The sequence below is a fragment of the Paenibacillus sp. VTT E-133291 genome (genome assembly GCF_002264395.1).
In the GTDB taxonomy this organism is placed as follows: domain Bacteria; phylum Bacillota; class Bacilli; order Paenibacillales; family Paenibacillaceae; genus Paenibacillus_AQ; species Paenibacillus_AQ nitricinens.
This window is the reverse complement of the sequence record NZ_NFVA01000044.1, coordinates 1-24,370: the sequence shown is the minus strand read 5'-3', so window position 1 is coordinate 24,370 and position 24,370 is coordinate 1. Positions and strand designations below refer to the sequence as shown.

20 protein-coding genes are annotated in these 24,370 nt (G+C 45.8%); 19 read left to right on the top strand and 1 reads right to left on the bottom strand.

Annotated elements, in window-relative coordinates:
* The first annotated feature begins 84 nt into the window (after nt 1-84).
* The 18 genes from CA598_RS17825 (at nt 85) to CA598_RS17740 (ending at nt 21,683) form a co-directional block, all read left to right on the top strand.
* The gene (locus tag CA598_RS17825; protein ID WP_094877339.1) at nt 85-1,443 is read left to right on the top strand and encodes a spore germination protein; all 1,359 of its coding nucleotides are present in this window, start codon (nt 85-87) and stop codon (nt 1,441-1,443) included.
* The gene (locus tag CA598_RS17820) at nt 1,443-2,543 is read left to right on the top strand and encodes a GerAB/ArcD/ProY family transporter (protein WP_094877338.1); all 1,101 of its coding nucleotides are present in this window, start codon (nt 1,443-1,445) and stop codon (nt 2,541-2,543) included. Before CA598_RS17825 ends, CA598_RS17820 begins: the two co-directional genes overlap by 1 nt.
* Nucleotides 2,540-3,637, top strand: coding sequence for a Ger(x)C family spore germination protein (locus tag CA598_RS17815; RefSeq protein ID WP_094877337.1), 1,098 nt, complete (start codon nt 2,540-2,542; stop codon nt 3,635-3,637). The genes CA598_RS17820 and CA598_RS17815 overlap by 4 nt, the downstream gene beginning before the upstream one ends.
* A gap of 91 nt (nt 3,638-3,728) precedes the next feature.
* A complete protein-coding gene (locus tag CA598_RS17810; RefSeq protein WP_042131422.1) occupies nt 3,729-4,124 on the top strand; it encodes a Fur family transcriptional regulator in 396 nt (131 codons plus the stop codon).
* Nucleotides 4,125-4,352: 228 nt separating this feature from the next.
* Nucleotides 4,353-6,350 carry a methyl-accepting chemotaxis protein gene (locus tag CA598_RS17805; RefSeq protein ID WP_094872083.1) on the top strand — a complete coding sequence of 666 codons (1,998 nt, stop codon included), beginning with the start codon at nt 4,353-4,355 and terminating at the stop codon, nt 6,348-6,350.
* 118 nt (nt 6,351-6,468) lie between these two features.
* Nucleotides 6,469-7,281 carry a uroporphyrinogen-III synthase gene (locus CA598_RS17800; RefSeq protein WP_094877336.1) on the top strand — a complete coding sequence of 271 codons (813 nt, stop codon included), beginning with the start codon at nt 6,469-6,471 and terminating at the stop codon, nt 7,279-7,281.
* A 206-nt stretch (nt 7,282-7,487) separates the two neighbouring features.
* Nucleotides 7,488-8,126 carry a ThuA domain-containing protein gene (locus CA598_RS17795; protein ID WP_042192549.1) on the top strand — a complete coding sequence of 213 codons (639 nt, stop codon included), beginning with the start codon at nt 7,488-7,490 and terminating at the stop codon, nt 8,124-8,126.
* Between the two features lie 95 nt (nt 8,127-8,221).
* Entirely contained in the window at nt 8,222-8,569 is a 348-nt protein-coding gene (locus CA598_RS17790; RefSeq protein WP_094872086.1) for a phasin family protein, read from the top strand.
* Complete coding sequence (locus CA598_RS17785) at nt 8,570-10,237, top strand: ABC1 kinase family protein (RefSeq protein ID WP_094877335.1); 1,668 nt, start codon at nt 8,570-8,572, stop codon at nt 10,235-10,237.
* A 394-nt stretch (nt 10,238-10,631) separates the two neighbouring features.
* A complete protein-coding gene (locus CA598_RS17780) occupies nt 10,632-12,434 on the top strand; it encodes a DEAD/DEAH box helicase (RefSeq protein ID WP_094877334.1) in 1,803 nt (600 codons plus the stop codon).
* A gap of 197 nt (nt 12,435-12,631) precedes the next feature.
* Nucleotides 12,632-13,495, top strand: a complete 864-nt coding sequence (locus CA598_RS17775) for a M15 family metallopeptidase (protein ID WP_094877333.1) — start codon at nt 12,632-12,634, stop codon at nt 13,493-13,495.
* 146 nt (nt 13,496-13,641) lie between these two features.
* Nucleotides 13,642-14,118, top strand: a complete 477-nt coding sequence (locus tag CA598_RS17770) for a glutathione peroxidase (protein ID WP_094877332.1) — start codon at nt 13,642-13,644, stop codon at nt 14,116-14,118.
* Nucleotides 14,119-14,368: 250 nt separating this feature from the next.
* Nucleotides 14,369-16,003, top strand: coding sequence for a formate--tetrahydrofolate ligase (locus CA598_RS17765; protein WP_094877331.1), 1,635 nt, complete (start codon nt 14,369-14,371; stop codon nt 16,001-16,003).
* A gap of 335 nt (nt 16,004-16,338) precedes the next feature.
* A complete protein-coding gene (locus CA598_RS17760; RefSeq protein ID WP_094877330.1) occupies nt 16,339-17,703 on the top strand; it encodes an FAD-dependent oxidoreductase in 1,365 nt (454 codons plus the stop codon).
* A 272-nt stretch (nt 17,704-17,975) separates the two neighbouring features.
* Entirely contained in the window at nt 17,976-18,803 is an 828-nt protein-coding gene (locus tag CA598_RS17755; RefSeq protein ID WP_094877329.1) for a formate/nitrite transporter family protein, read from the top strand.
* A 433-nt stretch (nt 18,804-19,236) separates the two neighbouring features.
* Entirely contained in the window at nt 19,237-20,457 is a 1,221-nt protein-coding gene (locus tag CA598_RS17750) for an MFS transporter (protein WP_094872099.1), read from the top strand.
* 70 nt (nt 20,458-20,527) lie between these two features.
* On the top strand, nt 20,528-21,058 hold the full coding sequence (locus tag CA598_RS17745; RefSeq protein ID WP_094872100.1) for a GNAT family N-acetyltransferase: 531 nt from the start codon (nt 20,528-20,530) through the stop codon (nt 21,056-21,058).
* Nucleotides 21,039-21,683 carry an MOSC domain-containing protein gene (locus CA598_RS17740; RefSeq protein ID WP_094872102.1) on the top strand — a complete coding sequence of 215 codons (645 nt, stop codon included), beginning with the start codon at nt 21,039-21,041 and terminating at the stop codon, nt 21,681-21,683. Before CA598_RS17745 ends, CA598_RS17740 begins: the two co-directional genes overlap by 20 nt.
* A gap of 94 nt (nt 21,684-21,777) precedes the next feature.
* Here CA598_RS17740 and CA598_RS17735 read toward each other — a convergent pair whose 3' ends face one another.
* Complete coding sequence (locus CA598_RS17735; protein ID WP_094872103.1) at nt 21,778-22,326, bottom strand: GNAT family N-acetyltransferase; 549 nt, start codon at nt 22,324-22,326, stop codon at nt 21,778-21,780.
* Between the two features lie 230 nt (nt 22,327-22,556).
* On the opposite strand from CA598_RS17735, the gene CA598_RS17730 reads away from it, so the two are divergent.
* Nucleotides 22,557-24,263: a glutamine--tRNA ligase/YqeY domain fusion protein gene (locus tag CA598_RS17730; protein WP_094872105.1), complete on the top strand. Its 1,707-nt coding sequence runs from the start codon at nt 22,557-22,559 to the stop codon at nt 24,261-24,263.
* The last annotated feature ends 107 nt before the right edge of the window (nt 24,264-24,370 follow it).

Sequence of the window (24,370 nt, the reverse complement as noted above, 5' to 3'; positions counted from 1 at the left end):
ATATGTGTAGTGCATGAATTCAGAGAAATAGTGCCAAAATAAGGTGGCATCCGGGAAGCGCAGGATAATTAGGAGGGATGATCCATGTCAGTTCAACAGGATAAGCACGATGTTTTTCTGGAATGGATCAAGGGTGAATTGGACGGATTCGCCGATTTAATCGAAAGGATGCTCGTAGCGCCTTTTGGGCAGATCAACTTAATTTATATTAAAAGCGTTACAGATTCGCAGACACTCAGTCGCCATGTGATTACACCATTTTATGAGATGGGCGATACTAACGCTTACCTTGATTACATTACGACGTATCCGGGCACGGAAGAAGAGACTACGAAGGAAACAGCGATCAATCTTTTGCTTAGCGGATATGTTCTTCTTAGCATAAATGATGTGATCTGTTTTTATGACGCAATGAGTACGGAAAGTAGTGGTGTCAGTGAAACGTCTGCAGAAAGCATTTCTCAGGGACCTTCAGATGCGCTAACGGAGGATCTTGCGGTGAATCTGAACATGATTCGTCGGCGCTATCAATCCACTAATCTCAAAATGGAAACCATGGTCATCGGCGATGTCTCCAAAACAAAGGTGGCAATCCTATATGATACTAAGCGTGTTGATCATAATGTGTTAGAGGAATTAAGGGAGAAGATGAGTACCCTAAAGGTTGATATTTTACAGGCAATGGGAGAACTTGAGAAATTTATAAGTAGTGACAGTCTGAGAATATTGCCCAAGTCCATTGTGACCGAAAGGCCTGATAGAGTCGTATTTAATTTGTCTGAAGGAAAAGTAGCGATACTCCTGGATACAACGGGATATGCGATAGTGCTGCCTTCCATATTTAACGATTTCTTTACATCCATGGATGATAAAATCCAATTTCCTATTGTGGGTCGGTTCTTAAAGCTACTCCGGATTATCGGTGTGTGCATGACGTTGTGGCTGCCTGCGATCTATGTAACACTTACCTCTTATAACCCCGAGATTATTCGTGTACAGGTTGCACTGCTCATTTCAGGTAGTCGTGCGACTGTGCCCTATCCATCTTTTGTAGAAGTGCTCTTAATGCTTATGATGATGGAATTTCTGACCGAGGCGAGTTTACGGCTTCCCAAGGCGATTGGTCCTACGGCCACGACGGTCGGAGGTCTAATCTTGGGTCAAGCAGCTACGGCTGCAGGGCTTGTAGGTAACATTATGATTATATTGGTCTCGGCCGTTGCAATATCCAATTTTCTGATTCCATTGAATATGATGAGCTTGTCGATACGCGTGCTGAAGTACATTTTTCTTATAGCTGCCGCTGTTCTAGGAATGGTTGGTGTAGTGATCTGTGTGGTGGGGTTCGCGATGTATTTATGCAATCAACGGAGTTTTGGACAACCCTATTTCAGGTTGTTTTTTCTTGATAACTTTGGTAAGAAGAAGGGCGGGAAATATTGATGGCCAAAAGCCGTTATTTCTACTGTCTTTTTCTGATGAACAGCTTGATTAATATCATTAATTTTGTTCCTAGGGAACTAATAGACAGACGTTTTTCAGGTGCTTTGATATCCATACTAATTGGAACGATCTTTGGCACTTTGTTTGTTTATATATTTACTGTATTGATTGCTAAGTTCCCCGGAGAGGGTTTTCCAGAAATATTTTACGCTTTGCTTCCTAAGAAGTTAGCCAGAACCTTGCTACTCCTTTTTGCTGGCTTATGGTGTATGGCCGGTGGGGTTACGCTACTTTCTTTTGTAGATATCACGCTGCGGTTTATCAGTCCGGATTCGAGTCCTTATACTGTTGTGATCAGTTTTTTAGTCCTGGTCTGCATCTGCTGTCGTTTCGATTCTCTATCCATCTTGTATGGGCTTGAAATCATTCTCAGCGTAACCTTACCGTTAATTATTTATGGCCTCGTAAAAGCATTGACCAATCCGGACTTCAATTGGGATTCTGTTCTGCAGGTCATTACATACTTCTGGCATAAGCCGGACCTAATGAGCCTTTCGGCAGCTACCTTTTCTTTTAGTGGTTACTTAAACCTGGCTATATTTAATCGGGTATTTCATGGGCTGAAGCTAAAGCATGTTTGGATTTTAGGGGTGGAGGGACTGCTCGTACTTCTCTTAACCTTTTTGGTCCCCATCGGTTACTTTGGAACCATTGCAATTGATAGACATGTGTATACATGGTTCTCGACGGCCGACAGTATTCGGATGGAATCCTTTATTATTGAACGGATGCTGTTTATTTTTTATTTTGCCTATTTGAGTTTATCTCTGGTGAGTGTAATTGTTCATTGGCATGGAGGTCTAGAGCTTTTTAAAGGTGCCGTTTCATCTGTAAAAAAACAGTCCCTAAAAGCAGAGCAATGGAAAGAGTGGAGCATCCTGGTCTTGTTTAGTGCAATGGTTCTGTCCTTAATGGGGCTGAATCAATATCAACTTAACATGTTTGGTGCCTGGTTTCTGCAAATTCGCTGGTTTGGTGAGATGTTCATCATCGCTCTGTTATTTTATTGTTATCGCAAAGTTAGGAGGGGGACCCTGTGAGAAGATTCCTTGCCGGAATTGGGATTACCTTACTCCTTCTTCTTTCTGGTTGTGACTTCAAGGAGATTGATTTGCGGATTTTTGTGCTGGCGATCGGCGTTGACCAAGGTGCAGAAGAAGGCAATTTTAAGATTAGCTTGAAGCTTGCCATCCCTCAAGGGGATGTTACCAAGATTGATGAGAAGATGCAAATATTGACTGAGGAGTCTCCGAGCATTTCGGAAGCGCTTCGTAGAATGAAATCCAGAGTGGAAAAGGAGCTTGATTACTCCCATTGTAAATCGATTATTTTGGGGGAGGGGGTTGCGCGTAAAGACATTCTACATGTTATGGATTGGGCTGTGCGACGTAGAGATATGCAGCTTATTCTTAATTTCGCAATAGGGCGTCCGGAAGCACTTCAGGTTCTACAGGTAAGACCCCAATCGGAGCGGATCCCATCAAATTCTCTTATTCTGGCGATGAGTGGACAAGGCACGGAGTCTCCATTTATTTCTAGTGTATATTCCTTTCAGCTGATGAGAAATATTTATGAGAAGGGAATTGATCCGATTCTACCGATTATCGAGGCAAGAGGGGATAAGGAGTTTTTAATAAATAAAATTGCTCTGCTTAATAATGAGAAAATTAAAATGGTTCTTACTCCCAACGAAACACGGTTATATAATCTGCTGTCGCGCTCGAACTTACGAACTAATTTGCCGGCCCATTCAGAGGGAGTTATGTATCAGTACTACACAGAGAGATCGTCCTCAGACTACAAAATTCTGACGCCAGAGCACGGGAAAGCTACTATTCGATATCATATTAAGATTAGAGGGATTCTCGAAGAAAGTAGCAGTCCGGATCTGGTGACTAATGGTAAGTTGGAGGGGATTGCGGCAGCCGGGGGAAGAGAACTGGAACAAGATATATTATCGTTATTGACTAAAATTCAAGCTAGTGGTCTGGATCCATTTGGGTGGGGTCTGCACTATGGAGCCAGGCATTTTAATAATGATACCGAAATGGAAGTGTGGAAGGGGCTTTATGCGGGTCTCGATTTTCAGGTCAAAGCTGACGTTGACATCAAATATTCTGGATTGATTAAGTAGCTGAGAGAGTAAACAGTGGATAAAAGTGGGATTGACGTTCTTACGTTCGCGATTTATACTTGATCTAAAAATAAGTTAGAGGATGATAGCAATGAAAAGTCTAAATTTGACTTCCCAACGTCAAGCCGTTTACGATATCGTCCTTAATTCACATGACCATCCCACAGCCGCGGAAGTGATGAACCGGCTAGTAGAGCAAGGTCATAGCTTAGCATACGGTACTGTATATAACTCTCTTCGTTATCTTTCAGATAAACAAATGATTCGTGAGCTCAAGCTCGGTGAGGCTGCCAGCAGATATGATGCCCGCATGGATGATCACCAGCATATCATTTGTGAGGTTTGCGGTGCGGTTGATGAGGTAATGAACCAAGTTCCACGAGACTGGATGAACACAGTGGCCAAGGATACAGGTTATACGATTGGTCATGCTCATGTGGTATTCGGAGGCGTCTGTCCGAACTGCAAGAACAAGAACGTGAACTAGGGATGAAAGAACCGGAGCCTTTTGCTGCGGTAATGATAAGAAATAGGCTTATTTGAGTAGATCGCTCTCTTTGAGGCGGTCTTTTTGTTGCGTTTATATGACAATTCTTAAGAATGATGAGAAAAATGAAGAAAGATAGGAGGAAAATCGGTTCCAAAGGAGGATATATAATTATATAGTAAGTCTGGTAAATAAGTCCTTCTTTAAGACTCGAAGAGAGAGAGAGTGATGACAACTATGAACAAAAAAGCGGGTATGAGTATCCGAACCAAATTAATTCTTACATACCTACTAGTTCTGCTCTTACCCAGTATCATTATAGGTTGGCGTACCTATCAATCTGCCAGCCATGAAGTGGAAGATCATCTGGTGAGCAATGCTACTGAAAGTGTTGTGGCAGTAAATGAAATCATCAACTCGAATATTCAATCCAAAATAGATGCTATTTCTTATTTTGCCGCTGAGTTCACTGCTGAGAGTGCCAACAGGGAGGCAACTGGGCAGACGGCAGCCTCTATGGAATCCAGACTGAAGGAATATGCTGTGCTGCATCCTGATGTTCTAGACATCTATGTTAGTACAAGCAGAGGGGAATCTATCCATGCTTCGGAAGCCAAGCTACCTGAAGGCTACGATCCAAGGAAGGAAAGTGCTTATGTGAATTCTCTGAAGCACGGGAAGGGTGTGGTGATCTCTCCGGCCTTTCAAACCGTAAATCAGGAAACGGCAGTTGCCATATCAACGGTCCTGAAGAGCGGAGACGGGGTGGTTACCTTGAATCTCAATCTCTCCACTTTAGGAGCTTTGACCTCGGCTAAGGTTGGCAAGGAAGGATATATTATTATCCTTGATAACAGCAAGAAATATCTTGTTCATCCAACAGAGGTTATTGGGCAGGAATCATCGGCTGATTTTGTAAAGGAAATGTTTAAAGAAGAACAAGGTACCTTTGATTATGTTTACAAGGATACGCACAAAAAGATGACGTTTATGGTGAATGAGCTTACGGGCTGGAGAATCGGCGGTACGATAAGCATAGATGAAGTGACTTCGGCAACAAGCGGGATTCGCGATACAGCGCTGCTTGTTATCGTAGTTTCCGTTTTACTTGCACTGATCGTGGTTTATTTTAATATTCAATCTATTCTGAAGCCGCTTACCCGTCTGCGCAAAGCAACTGCAGTGATAGCTAAAGGGGATCTGTCCGAAGACATGGGGGCTTTCCGTAAAGATGAGATTGGTATGCTAGCAGAGAACTTTCAATTAATGGTGCTCAGCCTGCGCGAGATGATCATAGGTGTGCAGGAGATGACGAGTAATGTCTCCTCTTCAGCCGAAGAGCTAACTGCCAGTGCGGAGCAGAATGCTCAAACGATCGAACAAATGACGATAGCAATTCAGGAGGTAGCAGCAGGGACTGAACGGCAGGTAATTGGTGTACGAAAAGGAATGGAAAGTACAGCGGCGACGACCAGCGAAGTGGATCATATTTCTGTATATATGGAGCAGGTCTCTGCGATGATGGACAAGACTTCGCTCTCTGCTTCGGAAGGAAATGATTCCGTCATCAGCGTGGTGGATAAGATCAATGGTATCGATAGAACGGTGGGTGAGCTTGGCAGTGTAATCGACAAGCTAAATGAAAGGACCGGTCAAATTGAGGGCATTGTCGGCGTCATCACAGGGATTGCCCGTCAGACCAATCTGTTAGCTCTCAATGCATCTATTGAGGCGGCCAGAGCTGGAGAGCATGGCCGTGGATTTGCCGTTGTTGCTGCTGAAGTGCGTAAGCTGGCAGAGGAATCAGAGAAATCAGCGCATTTGATTGCTGAGCAGATTACCGCCATTAATAGTGAGATGACACTGGTGACCCATACGATGGAAGACACAAAGCAGCGCGTAACCGAAGGGATTGAGGCCGTGGATACTTCCGGACGTTCTTTCTCCCGTATTCGTAGAGCGGTCAAGAGTGCCGCAGAGAAGATTGAGGCAATGGGTGGGGCTGTACAGACCTTATTGGTGGAATCAGATCACATGGAGAAGGCTATAGGAGAGATTCGTGGCATTTCTGAAGAAGCGGCTGTGAATACAGAGACCATCGCAACGGCAGCGCAAGAGCAGCTCGCTTCTGTTGAGGAGATGGCATCTTCATCTACCGATCTTAGCCATCTTGCAGAGGAACTGCAAAAGCTTGTGAGTAGCTTTAAAATACACTCCTCCAAGTAATAATATATATTTCATATAGGAAAACGATGCTTTTATCTTCCCTTTTGCAGCCCTTTGCAAGTATACTGATAAACAATAATGTTGGGTTAGGCAACGGAGAGAGGAGAGATAATAGTACATGGCAGAGCAACTGAAGGGGTTCACGGTCGCCTTGGCGGGTCCGCGCAAATCGGAAGAGATGGCCAAGCTGGTGCAAAATATGGGGGGGACGGCGTTATGCCGACCTGCTCAAGGTACTGTCTTTCTTGATGATGAGGCGTTGGAGGAAGGATTGAATTCATGGATTAGTGATCCGCCTTATTTGGTGATCCTTACCACAGGCATGGGACTGGATGCTCTCTTCCAAACGGCTGAACGCCTGAATATCGCTGAGCGTTTCTTAGAAGTCCTTTCTGGTTCTATTATTGCTGCACGGGGTTATAAGACAGTGAATGCTTTGAAAAAAAGAGGACTTACGCCGGAGGTTCGTGACGACGACGGAAGTACGATCGGATTGATTCGTGGGCTTCAATCTCTGGATTTGCAGGGCAAGGAGGTCGTACTGCAGCTGCACGGCGATCCAGCGCCTCGTATGCTCGAATGGCTGCAGGAGGCTGGGGCGAATACCCGCCAAGTGCTGCCGTATCGTCATACTCTACCAGAACCGGGTGAGCTTGAAAGATTGCTTACAGAAATCATAGAAGGTAAGATTGATGCCGTGGCTTTTACGAGTGCGCCACAATTTCGTTTCCTCTCTCAATTTGCTCGGGAACAGGGTAAGCTGGAGGAGATGCTGAAGTCTTTCGAGGATAAAGTGCTTGCTGTTTCTGTAGGGCGTATTACCTCTGAGGCACTTAAGGAAGAGGGCGTACAGCGTATCATCATGCCTGAGCATGAACGGATGGGGAGTATGATTGTAGAGCTGGGCAAATATGTGGGGGCGAATCGCTAGCCCACAATGTGCGGCAGCTTTACAAGATCGACGTTACCAAACAGAAGCATTCCCGCCGGGTTCAATGGGTGGGGATGCTTTTTTACCCGGAAGAGAATGCCTTAAGAGTAGTAAACCTGCCATCTGCATGGACATTCGCAGCAGTTTTCCTTAGAATATAGGCAACATGTGATGAATAATAACAATGAATAAGGAGGAGGATCCCCATGGACAAAAGAAAATGTCTGTTACTTGGTGATTATACCCATCCCCGTTTCCATCCACTTCAAGGAGTGGACCAACAAATTAGCGAGATCTTAAATGATTTATTAACCGTTCAGTGTTCAGAAAATAAAAAAATGATGCGCATTGAGCATTTGGGAAGTTATGACTTATGCATTGCCTACAATGAATTATGGAATGAAACGGTATCTCCTCAGCAAACCGCTGGCCTACTCAGCTACGTGAGCGGTGGTGGAGGACTAATTGTTCTTCATACAGGTGCTTCATTGACGAAGCGTAACGAATTAGCTCAGCTGATCGGGGGCCGCTTTAATGGTCACACCGCTTACGAGCCAATGAATTTTAAGGTGCTGGAGCATGACATTACTGAGGGCGTTGAAGACTTCCAGCTGGATGAAGAGCCTTATCATTTCGAATTTGATCCGTTCACAGATCGGACTATTCTTCTTCAGTATGAATCGGAGGGGCAATGGCTTCCAGCTGCATGGTGCCACAGCTATGGTTTAGGACGAGTAGTATTCCTTATGCCTGGGCATCATGAGCCATCCTTCCGCCATCCAGCACTGCGTAAACTGATCTTGCAGGCAGCTACTTGGGCTGCACGCATTCCGGTAAGCAACTGAGTGATATCGCATTTTTTTGAAATACGCACACAGTGAGGTATACTTTAATCATCAACTCCGTTTGTAACGAAACGGAATCTTTGGGAGGAAGTACTATGAGTGATTTGTTTAAAAAAGCGATCTCTTTAGGAGTGGGCCTCACCATTGTTAGTAAGGAAAAAGTAGAAAAGGTTGTTGAGGAACTAGTGAAGCGTGGGGAGCTTGCTCCTTCGGAGTCTAAGGCCCTAGTTGACCGTCTGATTGAACGCGGTGAAGAAGAGCGAGGTATGCTCAAGTCTGTTGTACAAGAACAAGTACAACGCGTGTTAAAGGAAATGAAGGTTCCTGCACAAAGTGATATTGATGAGCTGGAAGGCCGAATTGCTGTATTGGAGCGTCGATTGGCCGAGCTGGAGGGCATTTCCCATCTAGAAGGAACATCGGCGGAAACGCGTACGGACTAAATGGCAGTACGTATTAGACATGCCGGACGATACCGGTCCATTGCCATGGCGCTTATGCACCATGGTTTTGGCTATATGGTGGAGGAGCTGGGGCTCTATCATTTATTATCCCTTCCACGCCGTCTTGTAACGCAAGAAGCTCATACAAGTCTTACGCTCGGGGAGCGGATTCGGCTCGTATTGGAGGATTTGGGTCCAACCTTTATTAAGCTTGGACAACTCGCCAGTACCCGTTCGGATCTGCTGCCTGATTCTATTATTCAAGAATTGGTAAAACTACAGGATAATGTCCCCCCGTTCCCTGTGGAGCGCGTGCGCACGATTGTGGAGCATGAACTCGATCAACGGATGGATGAAATCTTTAATTCCTTTGAGGATACTCCCCTTGCGGCTGCGTCGATCGGTCAAGTGCATAGAGCTGTTCTTCATAGTGGGCAGGTGGTGGCTGTTAAAGTTCAGCGCCCTGGCATACTGCGAACGATGAGTAGAGATTTGGAAATTCTTAAAGATCTAAGTGCTCTTGCTGAGAAGCAGCTAGGCTGGGCAAGGCAATATCAGTTGTCCCGTATGGTAGAGGAATTCTCGAAATCTCTGCTTGGCGAGCTGGATTACGGCCAAGAAGGCCGCAATGCAGAGAAAATTGCTCAACAGATGGATTATGACGGAGTATACATCCCGGATATCTATTGGGACTACACGTCAGCACGGGTGCTGACGATGGAATATGTGGTAGGGATTACGCTGAGTCGTCGCGATGAGTTATTGAGTAACGGAGTTAAGCTTAAGGTTATCGCTCAGCAGCTCGTGGAAATGATGCTAAGGCAAATCTTCATTCATGGCTTTTTTCATGCGGATCCGCATCCAGGGAATGTTATACGAATGGCTGATGGGAAGCTGGCTTTGATTGATTTTGGCATGATAGGTAGGCTGAACGAAGAGATGAAAGAGCAGCTGTCTGCGCTTGTCATCGCACTAATGCGCAAGAATACGGATGCGATGGTCCGGGCAATTTTGCGTCTCGGAGTCATCCCTGAGGATGCTGATCGAACGGCGTTGCATACTGATATGGATCGACTTCGCGAAGAGTATTATGATGTTCCGTTTAGTAAGATGAGCATAGGTAAAGCGCTAAATGATTTGTTTGGCATTGCTCGCAAGCATCAATTAGTCCTTCCGCCGGATCTAACGATGCTTGGTAAGACGATGCTGACGCTTGAGGGTGTCATTAGCAACTTGGATCCAACGATTAGCATTTTAGAGATGGCAGAGCCTTTTGGACGGGAACTTGTGAAGCAGCGATTTAGTGGTCCCCGATTGCAGCGCAAGCTCCTTGGAGGCGTAGCCGATTTAACGGAGAGTCTTCTAGAGCTTCCTGGGCAGGCAAGGCAGTTATCCGCGCTAATTAGTAAGGGGAAAATAAAGGTGGAGGTAGTGGCACCTGAGATAAAGAATTTAGAGCGAAAGCTGGACCGGGTTGGGAACCGCTTAGCGTTTAGTATTGTGATGCTTGCGTTCAGTATCATCATGGTTGGACTCATTATTGGCACTGCAATGCGCGGTCAGCCTTCAGTGTTATGGAATTTCCCTACAGTGGAGATTGGCGGCGTAGTAGCGCTTCTGATGTTCTTATGGTTGATCTTTGCGATTTTTAAATCAGGAAGGTTCTAACCTACAACTACAGGATAGAATAATTATTATTCTGCAGTTTCACACAAATGCCGTTCTATCAAGTACAATATAAAAGATAACTTTCTAAGCTTAACTTTACTTCTATTGTATAAAGTGGAATGGAACGCAAATGGAGTGCCGTCTAAACGTCCGGTGGATCGCTGCTGCCCAGAAACCGAACTTTGACCGCACTCTTTTAACGGGTCAAGGGATACATGGGACGGAAGAATGCCGGTGACGGGGTTCTTCCGCTTTTGTTTGAATATAGCTGAATCGGAAGCATACGCCCCCAAAAGGACAGTCGGGTAGGGGCTGCCTGAATAGGGCTTTGGAAGACGGAAGTTAAGTAAGAGATGTAATCAAATTTAACTGAGAAAATAGTGAGGTGGAGAATTTGCCGGGATTTAAAGAATTAGGTGTTTCAGAATTACTGTGTACATTGCTTCAAGGTCAAGGCATCGTTAAGCCTACACCAGTGCAACAGGAAGCAATACCGCCATTGGTGCAGGGTCTGGATGTAATTGCAAGAGCGAAGACAGGTACAGGGAAGACATTAGCTTTCTTGCTGCCAATTATGGACAAGATCCACACGGAGCGAGCTTATCCGCAGGCGCTAATTATGGCTCCAACTCGTGAGCTCGCTTTGCAGATTACAGAAGAGGCACGAAAGCTGGCGCGTCATACGGATATCAAAATCCTGGCCGTTTATGGTGGTCAGGATGTTGAGAAGCAGCTGCGTAAGCTCGAAGGCGGCAGACATCTTATTATCGGTACACCGGGTAGACTGCTAGATCATATGCGCCGGGAGACGCTCGATCTTAGTGGCGTTAAGATGCTCGTTCTGGACGAAGCGGATCAAATGCTGCATATGGGATTCTTGGAGGATGTAGAGACCATTATTACGGCTGTTCCTTATCGCCGTCAAACGATGTTGTTCTCTGCGACGATGCCAGATCCGATTAAACGTCTCGCAGCTAATTACATGAAAGAGCCTCTGGATATCATTATTAAGAGTGGTTCTCCGATTCCGCTGGATAATATCAAACAGCAAGTCGTAGAAGTCTCAGATCGTAATAAAGAAGAGGCACTCAAAGCATTGATTGAACGGGATCGTCCTTACTTGGCTATTATTTTCTGCCGGACTAAACGTCGGGTGTCCAAGCTGAACGAAGCACTCCAAGCAGCAGGTTATGATTGTGATGAGCTGCACGGCGATTTGTCTCAAGGTAAACGTGAAGGTGTAATGAAGAGATTCCGTGATGCGAAGCTGCAGCTTCTTGTAGCTACAGATGTAGCGGCTCGGGGGCTGGATGTCGAAGGTATCACCCATATCTTTAACTACGATATGCCACTTGATGTGGATAGCTATATTCACCGGATCGGCCGGACAGGCCGTGCCGGAGGTAAAGGGCTTGCAATCACGTTCACTTCTCCACGTGAGCAAGATGGACTAGATTTGATTGAGCACGGCATATCGCAGCGCCTGGATCGTCGCCGTTACGACAAGGATGAATTCGGCGTTGGCGAATTCGTTGCAGTACAAGGCGGCGGACGCCACGGCGGTCGTCAAAGCGGTGGTGCTGAGGCAGCGCGTACGGGCCGCGGACCAAAGACCGGCGGCTCTGGCCGCGGCGGAGCTCCGCGCGGCGAAGGCGGAGCGCGGCAAGGTGGCCGCGGCCGCGGTAAGGAAGCAGGCGGCTGGGGTGCGCCTGCAGAAGGTCGCCGCGGCGGCCGTTCGGATGCGGCGGCTGGCAAGCGTGGCGGCAGCGGTTATGACGCTGCCGCTCCAAAGGGCGGCGGCAAGGCTGCCGGCGTAGTGCGAGTAGGCGGCGGCTATGGCGCCTTCGCCTCCAGAGGCGAGGCGCCCGCCAGCGGCAACGCGGCAGCACCTAGCACTGGTTCGCGCGTTGCGAACCGCAAGGGCGGACCAAGCACTGGCTACAGCGAGAACGTAGCCAGAGGTGCAGACGGTGGTGCCTACGTTGGAGGCACGCCACGAGGCGGCTTAGGCAGCGGCTACGGTGCAAGCCCGTCTAGAGGCGGCGGTAAAGGTGGAAAAGGTAGCAAAGGCGGTTACGGTGGTGCCAAGGGTGGCGCTGGTAAAGGTGGCCGCAACGGCGGAAACTCTGGCTCCTCACGCGGTGGACGTGGCAGCTCCGGCGGCTTTAAAAGCGGCGGCAGAGGCACATCCAGATAAAGTAAGTGGAATTTCATAGCTAAAACTTGTTACCATAGGGAAGTTAGCAGACAAGCTAATCACCTATGGTAACTTTATTTTGTGGGCAGATTTGAGCGATATTTGTCTAAAAAAGGATCTTAGTGTAACATTTTTGAAGGAAAGCCTGTCTAATAGATAAATATAGTGTTTCGACTTCGAGGAGGAAGAACTTGCAGATGTCTAAAAAATTAAAAATATTAGTCTTATTAATTGTCGTTATTGCTGTTGGGTGGGGGATTGGGAAGTATACGACGCCTTCTCCTTCTGCTTCAAATAGTAGCGGTTCCAATATAAATGTGCAGGATGATCTTCAAGCTAAGCCTGGTGAAGATGGTAATAGCACTGAAGAGGGCATAACAGACCCAGTGGTAGCTAATCCATCTAATACAACGGATCCCTCTGATCCGTCTGAACCGGATAGTAACGGCAAGGGAAATAGCACTGATGATTCTTTTAAAGGGCCTGACAGCATAGCTGTGATGGTAAATAAGGAGTATGGACTGCCTGATAATTATAAACCAGCCGATCTCGTCTACCCGGATGTACGGTTTACATTTAAAGAGAAAATTGAAAAACGTATGATGCGCAGTGAAGCTGCCAAAGCTTTAGAGAAAATGTTCGCAGGTGCGGAGGACGACGGAATTTATTTGGCTGGTGTCTCAGCTTACCGTTCTCAGAAAACCCAGACGACACTGTATAATCGTTATGTAGAGAAAGACGGAGAAGAAATGGCCCGTACATACAGTGCCGTACCGGGCTACAGTGAGCATCAGACAGGACTTGCTATCGATGTCTCAGGAAGTGATGGAAAATGTGCTGCGGAGAGCTGTTTCGGTGGGACGAAGGAAGCGGAGTGGCTGGCACAGCATGTAGCGGAATATGGTTTTATCATCCGCTATCCAGAAGGTAAGCAGGACATTACAGGATATAAGTATGAGCCTTGGCATATCCGTTATGTAGGCAAGGATATAGCTACTTATATCGTGGATAAAGATATTACACTGGAAGAATATTATGATGTTGTACCGGTATCCAAATAACAGAATCATAGAGAGCAGTCCTAAGCAATATATAGGGCTGCTTTTTTCTTTCTTTGTGGTTAGAGAGTTTCGATAAGTTGCATTCTATTACAGTTCGGGTAAGATACGTAGTGTAGTCTAAGTACATGGAAGGAAGGGGAATAACGATGTCGATCTACAATTTTTCCGGTGTTACGCCTTCGGGTAAAGAAGCGTCATTCACGGAGTATGAAGGTAAGGTGCTGCTGATTGCCAATACGGCGAGCAAATGTGGGCTTACACCGCAGTATGGAGATCTCCAAAAGCTGTACGAGCAGTATGGGGATCAGGGACTTGTAGTATTAGGATTCCCCTGTAACCAATTTGCGGGTCAGGAGCCGGGTACAAGTGAAGAGGCAGAAGAATTCTGTCAGATTAATTATGGCGTTACATTTCCTGTGTTTGCCAAAGTGGATGTGAATGGACCGGACGCCAGCCCTCTTTTTAATTATTTAAAAGAGCAGCAACCCGGTGCTGGAGACAGCAGCGACATTAGCTGGAATTTCACGAAGTTCCTTATAGATCGTAGCGGCCGTGTTGTCGCTCGGGTTGAGCCTAAGGAATCACCAGAAACGATGTCAGAACAGATTGAGTCCTTATTGTAGATTATTTAGGGACTGATGAATTGTTCTTTTACAAGTATCCCTTCGATCTCGGTCTTTGGCCGAGCTTCGACGGGATTTTCTTTTTTTACATAGGAATATAGAATAGGCGCCTTAAATTTTGTTGTGATAAATTATACTTGACGCTTTACAGAGACCATGTATCCTTTGAAGAGAATGTAATGCCCATGCAAAATATGCATAAAGCGTGGAATACAGCAGGATAATAACGGCAGGAGGGTTCAATACGAGCATGAAGTTAATTACAGAGGTAGCAGCACAAGCGGGAATTGACGAAGAGCATCTGGAACTATACGGCAAATATAAAAGTAAACTATCACCGTCCTTATGGGAAGACATGAAGAACAAACCAGATGGCAAGCTGGTATTGGTCACTGCGGTGAATCCAACCCCTGCGGGCGAAGGGAAGACCTTAACAACCATTGGGCTGGCACAGGCATTGAACGCAGCAGGAGTAAAAACAGTGGCTGCCTTGCGTGAACCATCCCTCGGACCATGCTTAGGCATGAAAGGTGGTGCCACGGGCGGCGGCAAGTCACAGATCATTCCGGCAGATGAGATTAATTTGCACTTTACGGGTGATATTCATGCGGTGACTTCTGCACATAACTTATTGTCTGCGATGATTGACAATCATATCTTCCAAGGTAATGAGCTGGGTCTTGATCCGCAGCGTATCGTTTGGAAACGCGTGATGGATATGAATGATCGTAGTCTGCGGAATATCGTGACAGGACTCGGAGATGGAAATGGAGCTGTGCGGGAAAGTGGATTTCAGATTACAACAGCTTCTGAGATTATGGCTGTATTATGCCTATGTGATAATCTGAGTGATCTCAAAAAGCGTCTGAACCGTATTTTGATTGGATATGACCAAGAAGGACAGCCTGTAACGGCCGAGCAAATAGGGGCAGTTGAAGCGATGACAGCGCTGCTGAAGGAAGCAGTTAAGCCTAATCTGGTGCAGACCCTGGAGGGCACTCCTGTTATTGTACACGGTGGTCCATTTGCGAATATCGCCCATGGCTGCAGTAGTGTTATCGGTACTCGATATGCACTCAAGCTGGGAGATGTTGTTGTTACAGAAGCAGGCTTCGGAGCGGATCTTGGTGCAGAGAAATTCATGGATATCAAATGCCGGCAAGCGGGTCTAACCCCTTCAGCGGCAGTGCTTGTCGTGACGGTGAAATCCTTGAAATATAACGGTGGTGTACCTAAGAATGAGCTCCAAACCGAGAACCGGACGGCGCTGCGCTCTGGATTGTCTAATTTGGAGCGCCATGTAGAGAACCTCGGCAAATTTGGAGTACCTGTTCTTGTTGCTATTAATCATTTTGAAGGGGATAGCCCAGAAGAGATTAATGACGTTGTGGAAGCTTGTCGACGATTGAACGTTCCTGCGGCAATATCCAAGGTGTGGGCAGAAGGTAGTGCGGGCGGACAAGAGTTGGCTTCGGAACTAAAGAAACTTCTGGACCAGAGAGATACTGAACGTTTTGCTCCTCTGTATGAGAATGAACTCAACATCTCTTCCAAAATCACCAAGATTGTTCGTGAAATTTACCGTGGTGCGGAGGTTAACTTTTCCCCTGCGGCTAAACGCAGTCTAGCGGTGATTGAGCGCCTTGGGTTAAATAATCTTCAAGTATGTATGGCGAAGACCCCTTATTCCTTCTCAGATCAGCCTAGACTTCTTGGCGCTCCAGAAGGATTCACGGTAGGTATCCGTGATATTACCCTTTCGCTCGGTGCAGGGTTTGCTGTAGTGATTACGGGCAATATTGTTACGATGCCAGGTCTACCGGCTAAGCCTGCTGCTGAGGCACTATGGATGGATGAGGATGGCGTAATTCACGGTTTGGTGTAGATTTATTTTATGATCAGGCTTTTCCCTGTGGTTTAGGGGGAAGCCTTTTTTGCGCGTTATAAGAAAGTATATCCTGAGGGGGCAGAACATAATGTTCTACGCCCATGGCAAAGCTAACGAGGTCGCAATCGGCAGCAGTGACGGAAAATGCTTAAAATTGTGAACAATCTGAGAATATAGGCGAAAAGACTTGTAATGTGATAAATATCACAATATAATCAGTTTATAAAGTGAAATAAATCACAATTAACTCATCGGTGATCAGATATCTAATTTGGTCAGTCAAGCAATTCGAATATATAACCAGGTTGTCCATTTGAAGGAGGAAGAAAATAATGAAAGTAGCTGTCATTGGATGTACCCATGCCGGAACTGCCGCAATTGTAAATACTGCTAAGCTTCACCCGGAAGCCGAGATTACGGTGTATGAGCGTAATGATAATATTTCTTTCTTATCCTGTGGAATTGCTTTATATGTAGGTGGAGTGGTCAAGGACCCACACGGGCTATTCTATTCTTCCCCTGAGAAGCTTGCTGAGCTTGGTGTAAAGACCAACATGCGTCATGAAGTGACTGTTGTGGATACGAAGTCCAAAACATTGCGTGTTCGCAATTTGGCAACCGGACAGGAGTTTGACGATACCTACGATAAGCTGATTATGACTACGGGATCTTGGCCTATTGTGCCGAAGCTCGAAGGGATTGAGCTGGAAGGCGTCTTACTTTGCAAGAACTATGACCATTCCAATACCATTATAGAAAAAGCTAAACAAGCAAATAAAATCACAGTTGTAGGTGCTGGATATATCGGCGTTGAGTTGGTGGAAGCCTTCCAAATGAACGGAAAGCAAGTTACGCTTATTGATGGTGAGGATCGTATTTTGAATAAATATTTAGACCCAGAGTTTACTGCGCCGATCGAACAATCCTTTAAGGACCATGGTATTAAATTAGCGCTGAATGAGAAGGTAAGTTCTTTTGCTGGTGAAGGTGGTAAAGTTACCAAGGTTATCACAAGTGGAGGGGAGCATGAGACGGATCTTGTAATTCTCTGCATCGGCTTCCGTCCAAATACTGAGCTGTTAAAAGGTCAAGTGGATATGCTGCCAAATGGCGCAATTCTGGTCAATGATTATATGCAGACCAGTTGCCCAGATGTGTATGCCGCTGGTGACAGCTGTGCGATTCATTACAACCCTACAGGTAAGCACGCTTATATTCCACTGGCAACCAATGCAGTACGGATGGGCACATTGGTCGCACGTAACTTAGTGACAGAGACGATTCCTTATATGGGCACTCAAGGGACTTCGGGCATTAAAATTTATGAAGATAATATCGCTGCTACAGGTCTTACTGAAGAAGGGGCTAAGGCTGAAGGGATGGATGTAGAAACTACCATGATTATTGACAACTACCGTCCAGAATTTATGCCAACCTTCGAGCAGGTGCAATTAAAAGTGGTATTTGATCGCGCCACACGCCGCATTCTCGGAGCGCAAATCTTGTCCAAGACGGATTTGACGCAATCAATCAACACAGTGTCTGTATGTATTCAAAATAAAATGACAATCGATCAGCTTGCCTTTATCGATTTCTTCTTCCAACCTCATTACAACAAGCCTTGGAACTTCCTGAATACAGTTGGCCTCGAATCGCTACCAGCATCAGTACCAAGCAAAGAGGCAGTAACCGTATAATTTAATTGCCTGTGAACAATAAAGGGTAAACCGGAGCCATATATGGCTCCGGTTTTTTGTGATTGAAGCTGGTACTATTTACCTTTAAAATAATATGGAGCTTATTCTTATAAATGTAATTATGGATGCGCTTCGTTAAATTTGACATGTCAGTGAAAAGTTTCACTTAGTTTTTCAATAAGTGATAATTATCACGTTAATGTGTTTTATGACACGCTACAATGGTCGTAAAGGAACAAATTTTAAGTAAATAGATGAAGGGGATAGGAATCATGGCTTATAATAAACCGCAGCAGATTGCCGCAGTCACGGTCGAGAACGGCATAAAAAAGGCGCATAATCCTTTAAGCACCGTACTAATTCTGGGCTTTCTGGGAGGAGCGTTTATCGCGCTCGGATTTTTACTGGATATTCGCGTTATTGCTGGCGCACCACATGAATGGGGATCCATCGCTAACTTTATTGGAGCAGCTGTCTTCCCTGTTGGGTTGATTCTAGTACTGCTTGCAGGGGGAGAACTACTGACAGGCAATATGATGGCTGTGCCACTTGCTTTTATGGCTAAGAAGATATCCTTCTGGGAGGTTGTTAAGAATCTCGTATTGATTACCCTAAGCAATCTGGCGGGAGCTTTGTTTGTAGCTTACTTTTTCGGTCACGTGGTTGGTTTAACCTCTGACGGTGTGTATTTGGAAAAATTAGTGGAGATGGCAGGACATAAGCTTGAAGCAGACTTCTTTCCGGCTTTTGTTTCCGGGATAGGTTGTAACTGGCTCGTAGCTTTGGCGGTATGGCTCTCCTATGGAGCAGATAACTTCAGTGGCAAAATCCTCGGCATCTGGTTCCCGACGATGGCTTTTGTAGCTATCGGCTTCCAGCACGTTGTAGCCAACATGTTCTTAATTCCCGCAGCTATTTTTGAAGGTTATTTTTCATGGGGAGAGTACTTTAACAATTTTGTTCCGGTATGGCTAGGCAACTTGACGGGTGGTGCAATCTTTGTTGCAGCAGCTTATTGGATGGCTTACCTGCGTAAAGAGCCTGCATCTATTCAGTCCGTGGACAGCATGTCCGGCAGCGGTGTAAAGAAACACGCCTAAACCTATCTTATAAAGCACTCCTTAGAATAGTCGAGGGGTGCTTTTTGCTGTATAGACAAATAAAATCCGCCGTGATGTATCCGAGCTCGGGGGAACGAAATCGGACGCACGGCGAATTTTAAAAGGGGGAGTGTTTCTAGGCTCTATTACCCCGGCTTTGTAATAATGAAACACTTCATTATCGTTCAGTCTACTTTACGGACGACAGCGGCAACTATAAAATATAAATAGATAATAAAAATAGGGCGGACAGTGGACGTGAACGGTGCCGCTTTTTTCTCAGCGACGTTAGAAGTTAGCCCTAAATAAGAAGTGAAGTATACTAATACTTTATCACGATAGCACGTCAATGCGTCTGCTTGCCCTGAACCCTGTTTTGGGATAATACTGGATGGAATAATGACACATATATTACAGGGGATGTACACTACTTATGAAGTTTTTACAGAATTATCCTAAAGAAGTTAAGATATTTTTAATTGCTAGCCTTATTAATGCAACGGGTAGTGCACTGATGTGGCCACTGGTTACGATGTATGTTTTTGATGAGCTTGGACGCAGCATGTCGGATGCTGGATTAGTGATTCTTATTCAATCGGTTGGAGGGATTGTGGGTCAACTACTCGGGGGCTCACTCTATCATAAGGTAGGCGTTAACCGGCTGATTGTTGGAGCGCTGGGCATGAATGCACTTGCACTGTTCACTTTGCCGGCAGCAAGTAACAACTGGACGTTATTTATGGTCGCGATGGGACTGGTAGGGCTCTTTAATTCACTGTCATTACCTGCGATTCAGGCATTTATCGGCTTTCGTTTTACGAAGCAGCGCGGAGAGCTGTTTAATGTTATTTATGTCGCCAATAATATTGGTGTAGCACTGGGTACGGCGTTAAGTGGTTTTTTGGCCGATATTTCTTATATGCTCAGCTTTGTGATGAACGGCGTAACTTCTGCGGTATTTGCGGTATTCTTTTTTGTATATCTCAAGAAAGTCGGAGGAGATTCTTCGCAGGAGGTCGCAGAACATCAGAAGGCTGGTCCTGACAAACAATCCACCTGGAAGCTAATGGGGCACACACGAATTTATTTTTATATGGGTATTGCCTCGATGTTCCTACTGCTAGGTAACTCTATCTGGAATACAGGAGTATCTCCTTTTATTATTTCTGAGGGCTGGCCTAAGAAGACTTATGGTTTTCTCTGGACGCTTAACGGAATTCTCATTTTTGCGGCTCAGCCGCTCGTAACAGTAATTAAACGTTGGTTCGCATCTACCTCAACGGCGCAAATGACAGTAAGTGCTCTATTTTATTTAGGAGGGTATGCTGTTCTTTTATGGATGCCGACTTATTCAGGTCTAGTGCTTGGGATGGTACTCGCTACGCTTGGGGAAATGCTGATATCTCCGGCCATGCCTTCCTTTATTTCAGATCATGCAGGTCGCAGTGCTCCTTTCTATCTAGGTCTAAGTGGAGGAATGGGGGCAGTCGGTAGGGTGATTGGGCCATACTTAATGGGTAGATTATACGACAGTGGAGGTCTAGCGCCTACCGCATGGTTGGCATGTGCGATGGCACTGCTGTCCGTAGGATTCTTTATCGTTCATGCGTATATCAACCGCCGAGGAAATTCATTGGAGCGGTCAATAGGATAGTTGAGCATAGTGGATTCAAATGATCTACTGTGAATTCTATAGAGGTGCAAGGCAAGGGGTGTACATCTTTATGAAACTTAGCAACAGGGACAGGTTTATAATAAGGTTCTCAGAAATTAAAGACGTGCGGGAACTGATTCATCTGGATCATATGATCTGGACGGAGGACACTAGCCCGGGGCCATTAATCTGGCGTTCCCAAGAGGATTACCTACTGAATGCTCCCCCGGGTTCGCAGCTAGTAGCGCTAAAGGATGACAAGCTATGCGGATATGTTGGGTTTGGCTGCCCTAGTCGAATGGAGAGTAACAGGCATGTGTGCGAGGTCAATATTGCTGTTCATCCGGATTATCAACGTTTAGGTATTGGCCGGCAGCTCATAGAGGCTATTAAGGAACATGCCGCAGATAATGCCATTCGTAAGTTGCGTCTACGCGTATTATCCTGTAATGAATCAGCGCTTTCTTTTTATCGTAAATGCGGGTTTGTGGAAGAGGGACGTCTGCGGGAGGAGTTTTATCTTGGCGGTCGATATGTGGATGAAATATTTATGTGCTGTATGCTGGCAGGAGGAGAAGGATATGGAGATCATCTCGCTTAATGTGGGGCGGCCGGTAACAGTGGATTATCGGGGGAAACCTTTGGAGACTGGAATTTATAAAATGCCTGTAGAAGGATCAGTTCAGCTACATGCCAATGGTTTTGTTGGAGATGGTCAGGCGGACCTGAAACATCACGGGGGCCCTGATAAGGCAGTTTGTGCCTATCCCATCGAGCATTATCCCTACTGGCAGCGGCAGCTTGGGAAGAAACTGGATTACTCTGCCTTTGGAGAAAATATAACAACGTCAGGCTTATTAGAGACAGACGTGTGCATTGGCGATGTGTACGAAATAGGTACCACTGTGCTACAGGTCAGTCAGCCGCGTTATCCTTGCTTCAAAATCTCACAAAAGCATGGCCCCGCAGATCTCCCGGCTCAAGTGCTGGACACTAGATATAGTGGATTTTACTTGCGTGTGCTTCGTGAAGGAAAGATTTCAACCGGAGATGCTATTGTCAAAAAAGAAAGTGGAGCTGGCGGTGCGTCCGTGGCGCATGTACTACATTTAATGCAAGTAGGGCTGCAAGAGGAAGCTGCACTGGCAGTTCTTGCGGAGCTAGGAACTCTCTCCGCCGTAGTTCGGAACAAGTTTCGAAAACAGCTGGGTCTGCCGGAGAGCTAAACACTATCTACAAATCAAAATAAGCCTGGAGGCGTATGCCTTCCAGGTTTATTTTGATTTATGAGCTTATGTGTGTTGCATGGCTTAGCCTAACTTAGCCGAGCAGCTGCCATTCACTACGCAATAAACCGTATACGGCATGGTTGACGTAGCCATCAGGCAGTTTCTCTGCCTGTCTAATCACACCCTCAAGAACAAAACCAAGTCGTTCCGGGATCGCCCGGCTGGAAACATTTCCGGTCGCGCAGCGAATTTCTACACGTTGCAGCTCCATTTCCAATAGTGCATAGTCCACTAGGACGCGACAGGCGCTGGTCATATAACCTTTGCCTTCATAACCTTCACCTAGCCAATAACCAATCCCTACGGAGCGGTTATGCCAGTCAATTTGATGATACCCAATGATGCCAGCCAGCTCGCCGCGAATCCAAAGCCCGGCGGTGAAGCCGCCATTTTCGGTGCCTTGTTTTGTAGCATTTTTGATGAAATTAAGGCTGTGATCCTGTTCCGTAACGGCGTCCACCCAAGGAAGCCATTGCCTAAGCCGTTCCCGCGAGCGCTCCACTAACGCGAATATGTGCCTAGCATGCTCAGGCAGGAGCGGCTTTAACATCAGCTCTTCATCGATGACATAATTAAACAAGCGGTTGCCTCCTTTTCGGCACAAGGCCTTATGTATGATTATGGATTATTTCTTATGATTATCATGCTACTCTATCGCCCGCAGAGAAGTCAAAAGGTCTAAAGACGCTAAAAAATGATCCTGACCTTGTGCCCCCTTTTATTGAACAATCTAGAGTTAACGGGTATATTAGTAGGAAACATGTTTATACAAGAAGTAGTGTAACACTACAGAATGAAAGGTTGATAGCTGTGGAGAACCGTACTACCCCCTCCAATTTTATTAAAAATGTTATTACCGAAGACCTCCGTACAGGTAAAGTAAAGGAAGTTGTCACACGCTTTCCGCCGGAGCCGAACGGTTATTTACATATCGGACATGCCAAGGCGATCTGGATTAACTTTACACTGGCGGACGAGTTCGGTGGTAAGACTAATCTAAGATTTGACGACACGAATCCGGCCAAAGAGGATATGGAGTATGTAAACTCCATTCAGGAAGATGTAAAGTGGCTCGGTTATGAATGGGAAGAGCTGCGTTTTGCATCTGATTATTTTGAGGAAATGTACAAACGTGCCGAATTATTAATTACAAAGGGCAAAGCCTATGTCGATGACCTCAGTGCGGATGAAATTCGTCAATTGCGTGGAACGCTGACGGAACCAGGAAAGAATAGTCCGCATCGCGATCGTAGCATCGAAGAGAATTTGGATCTGTTCCGGCGTATGCGTGCAGGCGAATTCAAGGACGGTGAGAAGGTTCTTCGCGCCAAGATCGATATGGCGTCACCGAATATTAACCTGCGTGATCCTGTCATTTATCGGATTACACATGCACATCACCATAACACAGGCGATAAATGGTGTATCTATCCAATGTATACCTTCGCTCATCCGTTAGAAGATGCTATTGAGGGGGTTACCCACTCCCTTTGCTCACTTGAATTCGAAGATCAACGTCCATTCTACGACTGGGTTGTAGCTGAATGTGAGATGCCAGCTGTCCCTCATCAATATGAATTTGGTCGTCTGAATCTGGCTCAAACGATGACTAGTAAGCGTAAGCTGAAGCTGCTTGTAGACGAAGGACATGTAGACGGTTGGGATGATCCACGGATGCCTACGATTTCTGGTCTGCGCCGCAGAGGATATACACCGGAAGCGATTCGTAAATTCGTATATGAAGCAGGGATCTCCAAGAGTCAGGGTCTGGTAGACCTGCAAATGCTGGAGCACTTTATTCGTGAGGATCTTAAGCTAACTGTACCGCGTACTATGGCTGTGTTACGACCGCTTAAGGTTGTAATTACCAACTATCCAGAAGGTCAAACGGAATGGCTTGAAGCGGAGAATAATACAGAGAATGAAGAAATGGGTGTACGCCAAATTCCATTCTCGCGTGAAATTTATGTGGAACGTGATGACTTTATGGAGAATCCGCCGAACAAATATTTCCGGTTGTTCCCTGGCAATGAAGTACGTCTGAAGCATGCTTATTTCATTAAATGTAATGATGTTATTAAGGATGAGAATGGCGAGGTAGTGGAGCTGCATTGTACGTATGATCCAGAAACGAAGAGTGGAAGCGGGTTTACAGGCCGCAAGGTAAAGGGTACGTTGCACTGGGTTGAAGCTAGCCAAGCGGTTCCTGCGGAATTCCGTCTATATGAGCCTCTGATTTCTGCTGAAGAAGCGGATGAAGCTGTGGAGGTTGAAGGTTTGGATTCCTCGGTAGAGAAATCGGAGCCTAGTTTCTTAGATCAGCTAAATCCTAAGTCCATTGAAATCCTGCAAGGGTTTGTTGAACCTGCGCTTAAGGATAGCGTGGCTCAGGATAAATTCCAGTTCTTCCGTCATGGCTATTTTAATGTGGATAGCAAATATTCGGCGCCTGGACATCTTGTATTCAATCTTATCGTTTCACTGAAGAGTTCATTTCAGCCTCCTAAACAAGGCTAAACAGATAATTTAATTAAGGTAACAACAAAGCAGGCTCAAACGTCCCGAATAGGTACGTTTGAGCCTGCTTTTTGTTGAAAATATAAGAAAGTATAAGTTTTGCACCT

What these genes read in the sequence shown, in the direction of transcription:
- CA598_RS17765 (WP_094877331.1), top strand. Translation starts at nt 14,369, where the DNA reads ATGAAGTTAATTACAGAGGTAGCAGCACAAGCGGGAATTGACGAAGAG.
- CA598_RS17750 (WP_094872099.1), top strand. Translation starts at nt 19,237, where the DNA reads ATGAAGTTTTTACAGAATTATCCTAAAGAAGTTAAGATATTTTTAATT.
- CA598_RS17745 (WP_094872100.1), top strand. Translation starts at nt 20,528, where the DNA reads ATGAAACTTAGCAACAGGGACAGGTTTATAATAAGGTTCTCAGAAATT.
- CA598_RS17800 (WP_094877336.1), top strand. Translation starts at nt 6,469, where the DNA reads ATGGCAGAGCAACTGAAGGGGTTCACGGTCGCCTTGGCGGGTCCGCGC.
- CA598_RS17795 (WP_042192549.1), top strand. Translation starts at nt 7,488, where the DNA reads ATGGACAAAAGAAAATGTCTGTTACTTGGTGATTATACCCATCCCCGT.
- CA598_RS17770 (WP_094877332.1), top strand. Translation starts at nt 13,642, where the DNA reads ATGTCGATCTACAATTTTTCCGGTGTTACGCCTTCGGGTAAAGAAGCG.
- CA598_RS17805 (WP_094872083.1), top strand. Translation starts at nt 4,353, where the DNA reads ATGACAACTATGAACAAAAAAGCGGGTATGAGTATCCGAACCAAATTA.
- CA598_RS17810 (WP_042131422.1), top strand. Translation starts at nt 3,729, where the DNA reads ATGAAAAGTCTAAATTTGACTTCCCAACGTCAAGCCGTTTACGATATC.
- CA598_RS17755 (WP_094877329.1), top strand. Translation starts at nt 17,976, where the DNA reads ATGGCTTATAATAAACCGCAGCAGATTGCCGCAGTCACGGTCGAGAAC.
- CA598_RS17760 (WP_094877330.1), top strand. Translation starts at nt 16,339, where the DNA reads ATGAAAGTAGCTGTCATTGGATGTACCCATGCCGGAACTGCCGCAATT.
- CA598_RS17790 (WP_094872086.1), top strand. Translation starts at nt 8,222, where the DNA reads ATGAGTGATTTGTTTAAAAAAGCGATCTCTTTAGGAGTGGGCCTCACC.
- CA598_RS17740 (WP_094872102.1), top strand. Translation starts at nt 21,039, where the DNA reads ATGGAGATCATCTCGCTTAATGTGGGGCGGCCGGTAACAGTGGATTAT.
- CA598_RS17785 (WP_094877335.1), top strand. Translation starts at nt 8,570, where the DNA reads ATGGCAGTACGTATTAGACATGCCGGACGATACCGGTCCATTGCCATG.
- CA598_RS17775 (WP_094877333.1), top strand. Translation starts at nt 12,632, where the DNA reads ATGTCTAAAAAATTAAAAATATTAGTCTTATTAATTGTCGTTATTGCT.
- CA598_RS17820 (WP_094877338.1), top strand. Translation starts at nt 1,443, where the DNA reads ATGGCCAAAAGCCGTTATTTCTACTGTCTTTTTCTGATGAACAGCTTG.
- CA598_RS17825 (WP_094877339.1), top strand. Translation starts at nt 85, where the DNA reads ATGTCAGTTCAACAGGATAAGCACGATGTTTTTCTGGAATGGATCAAG.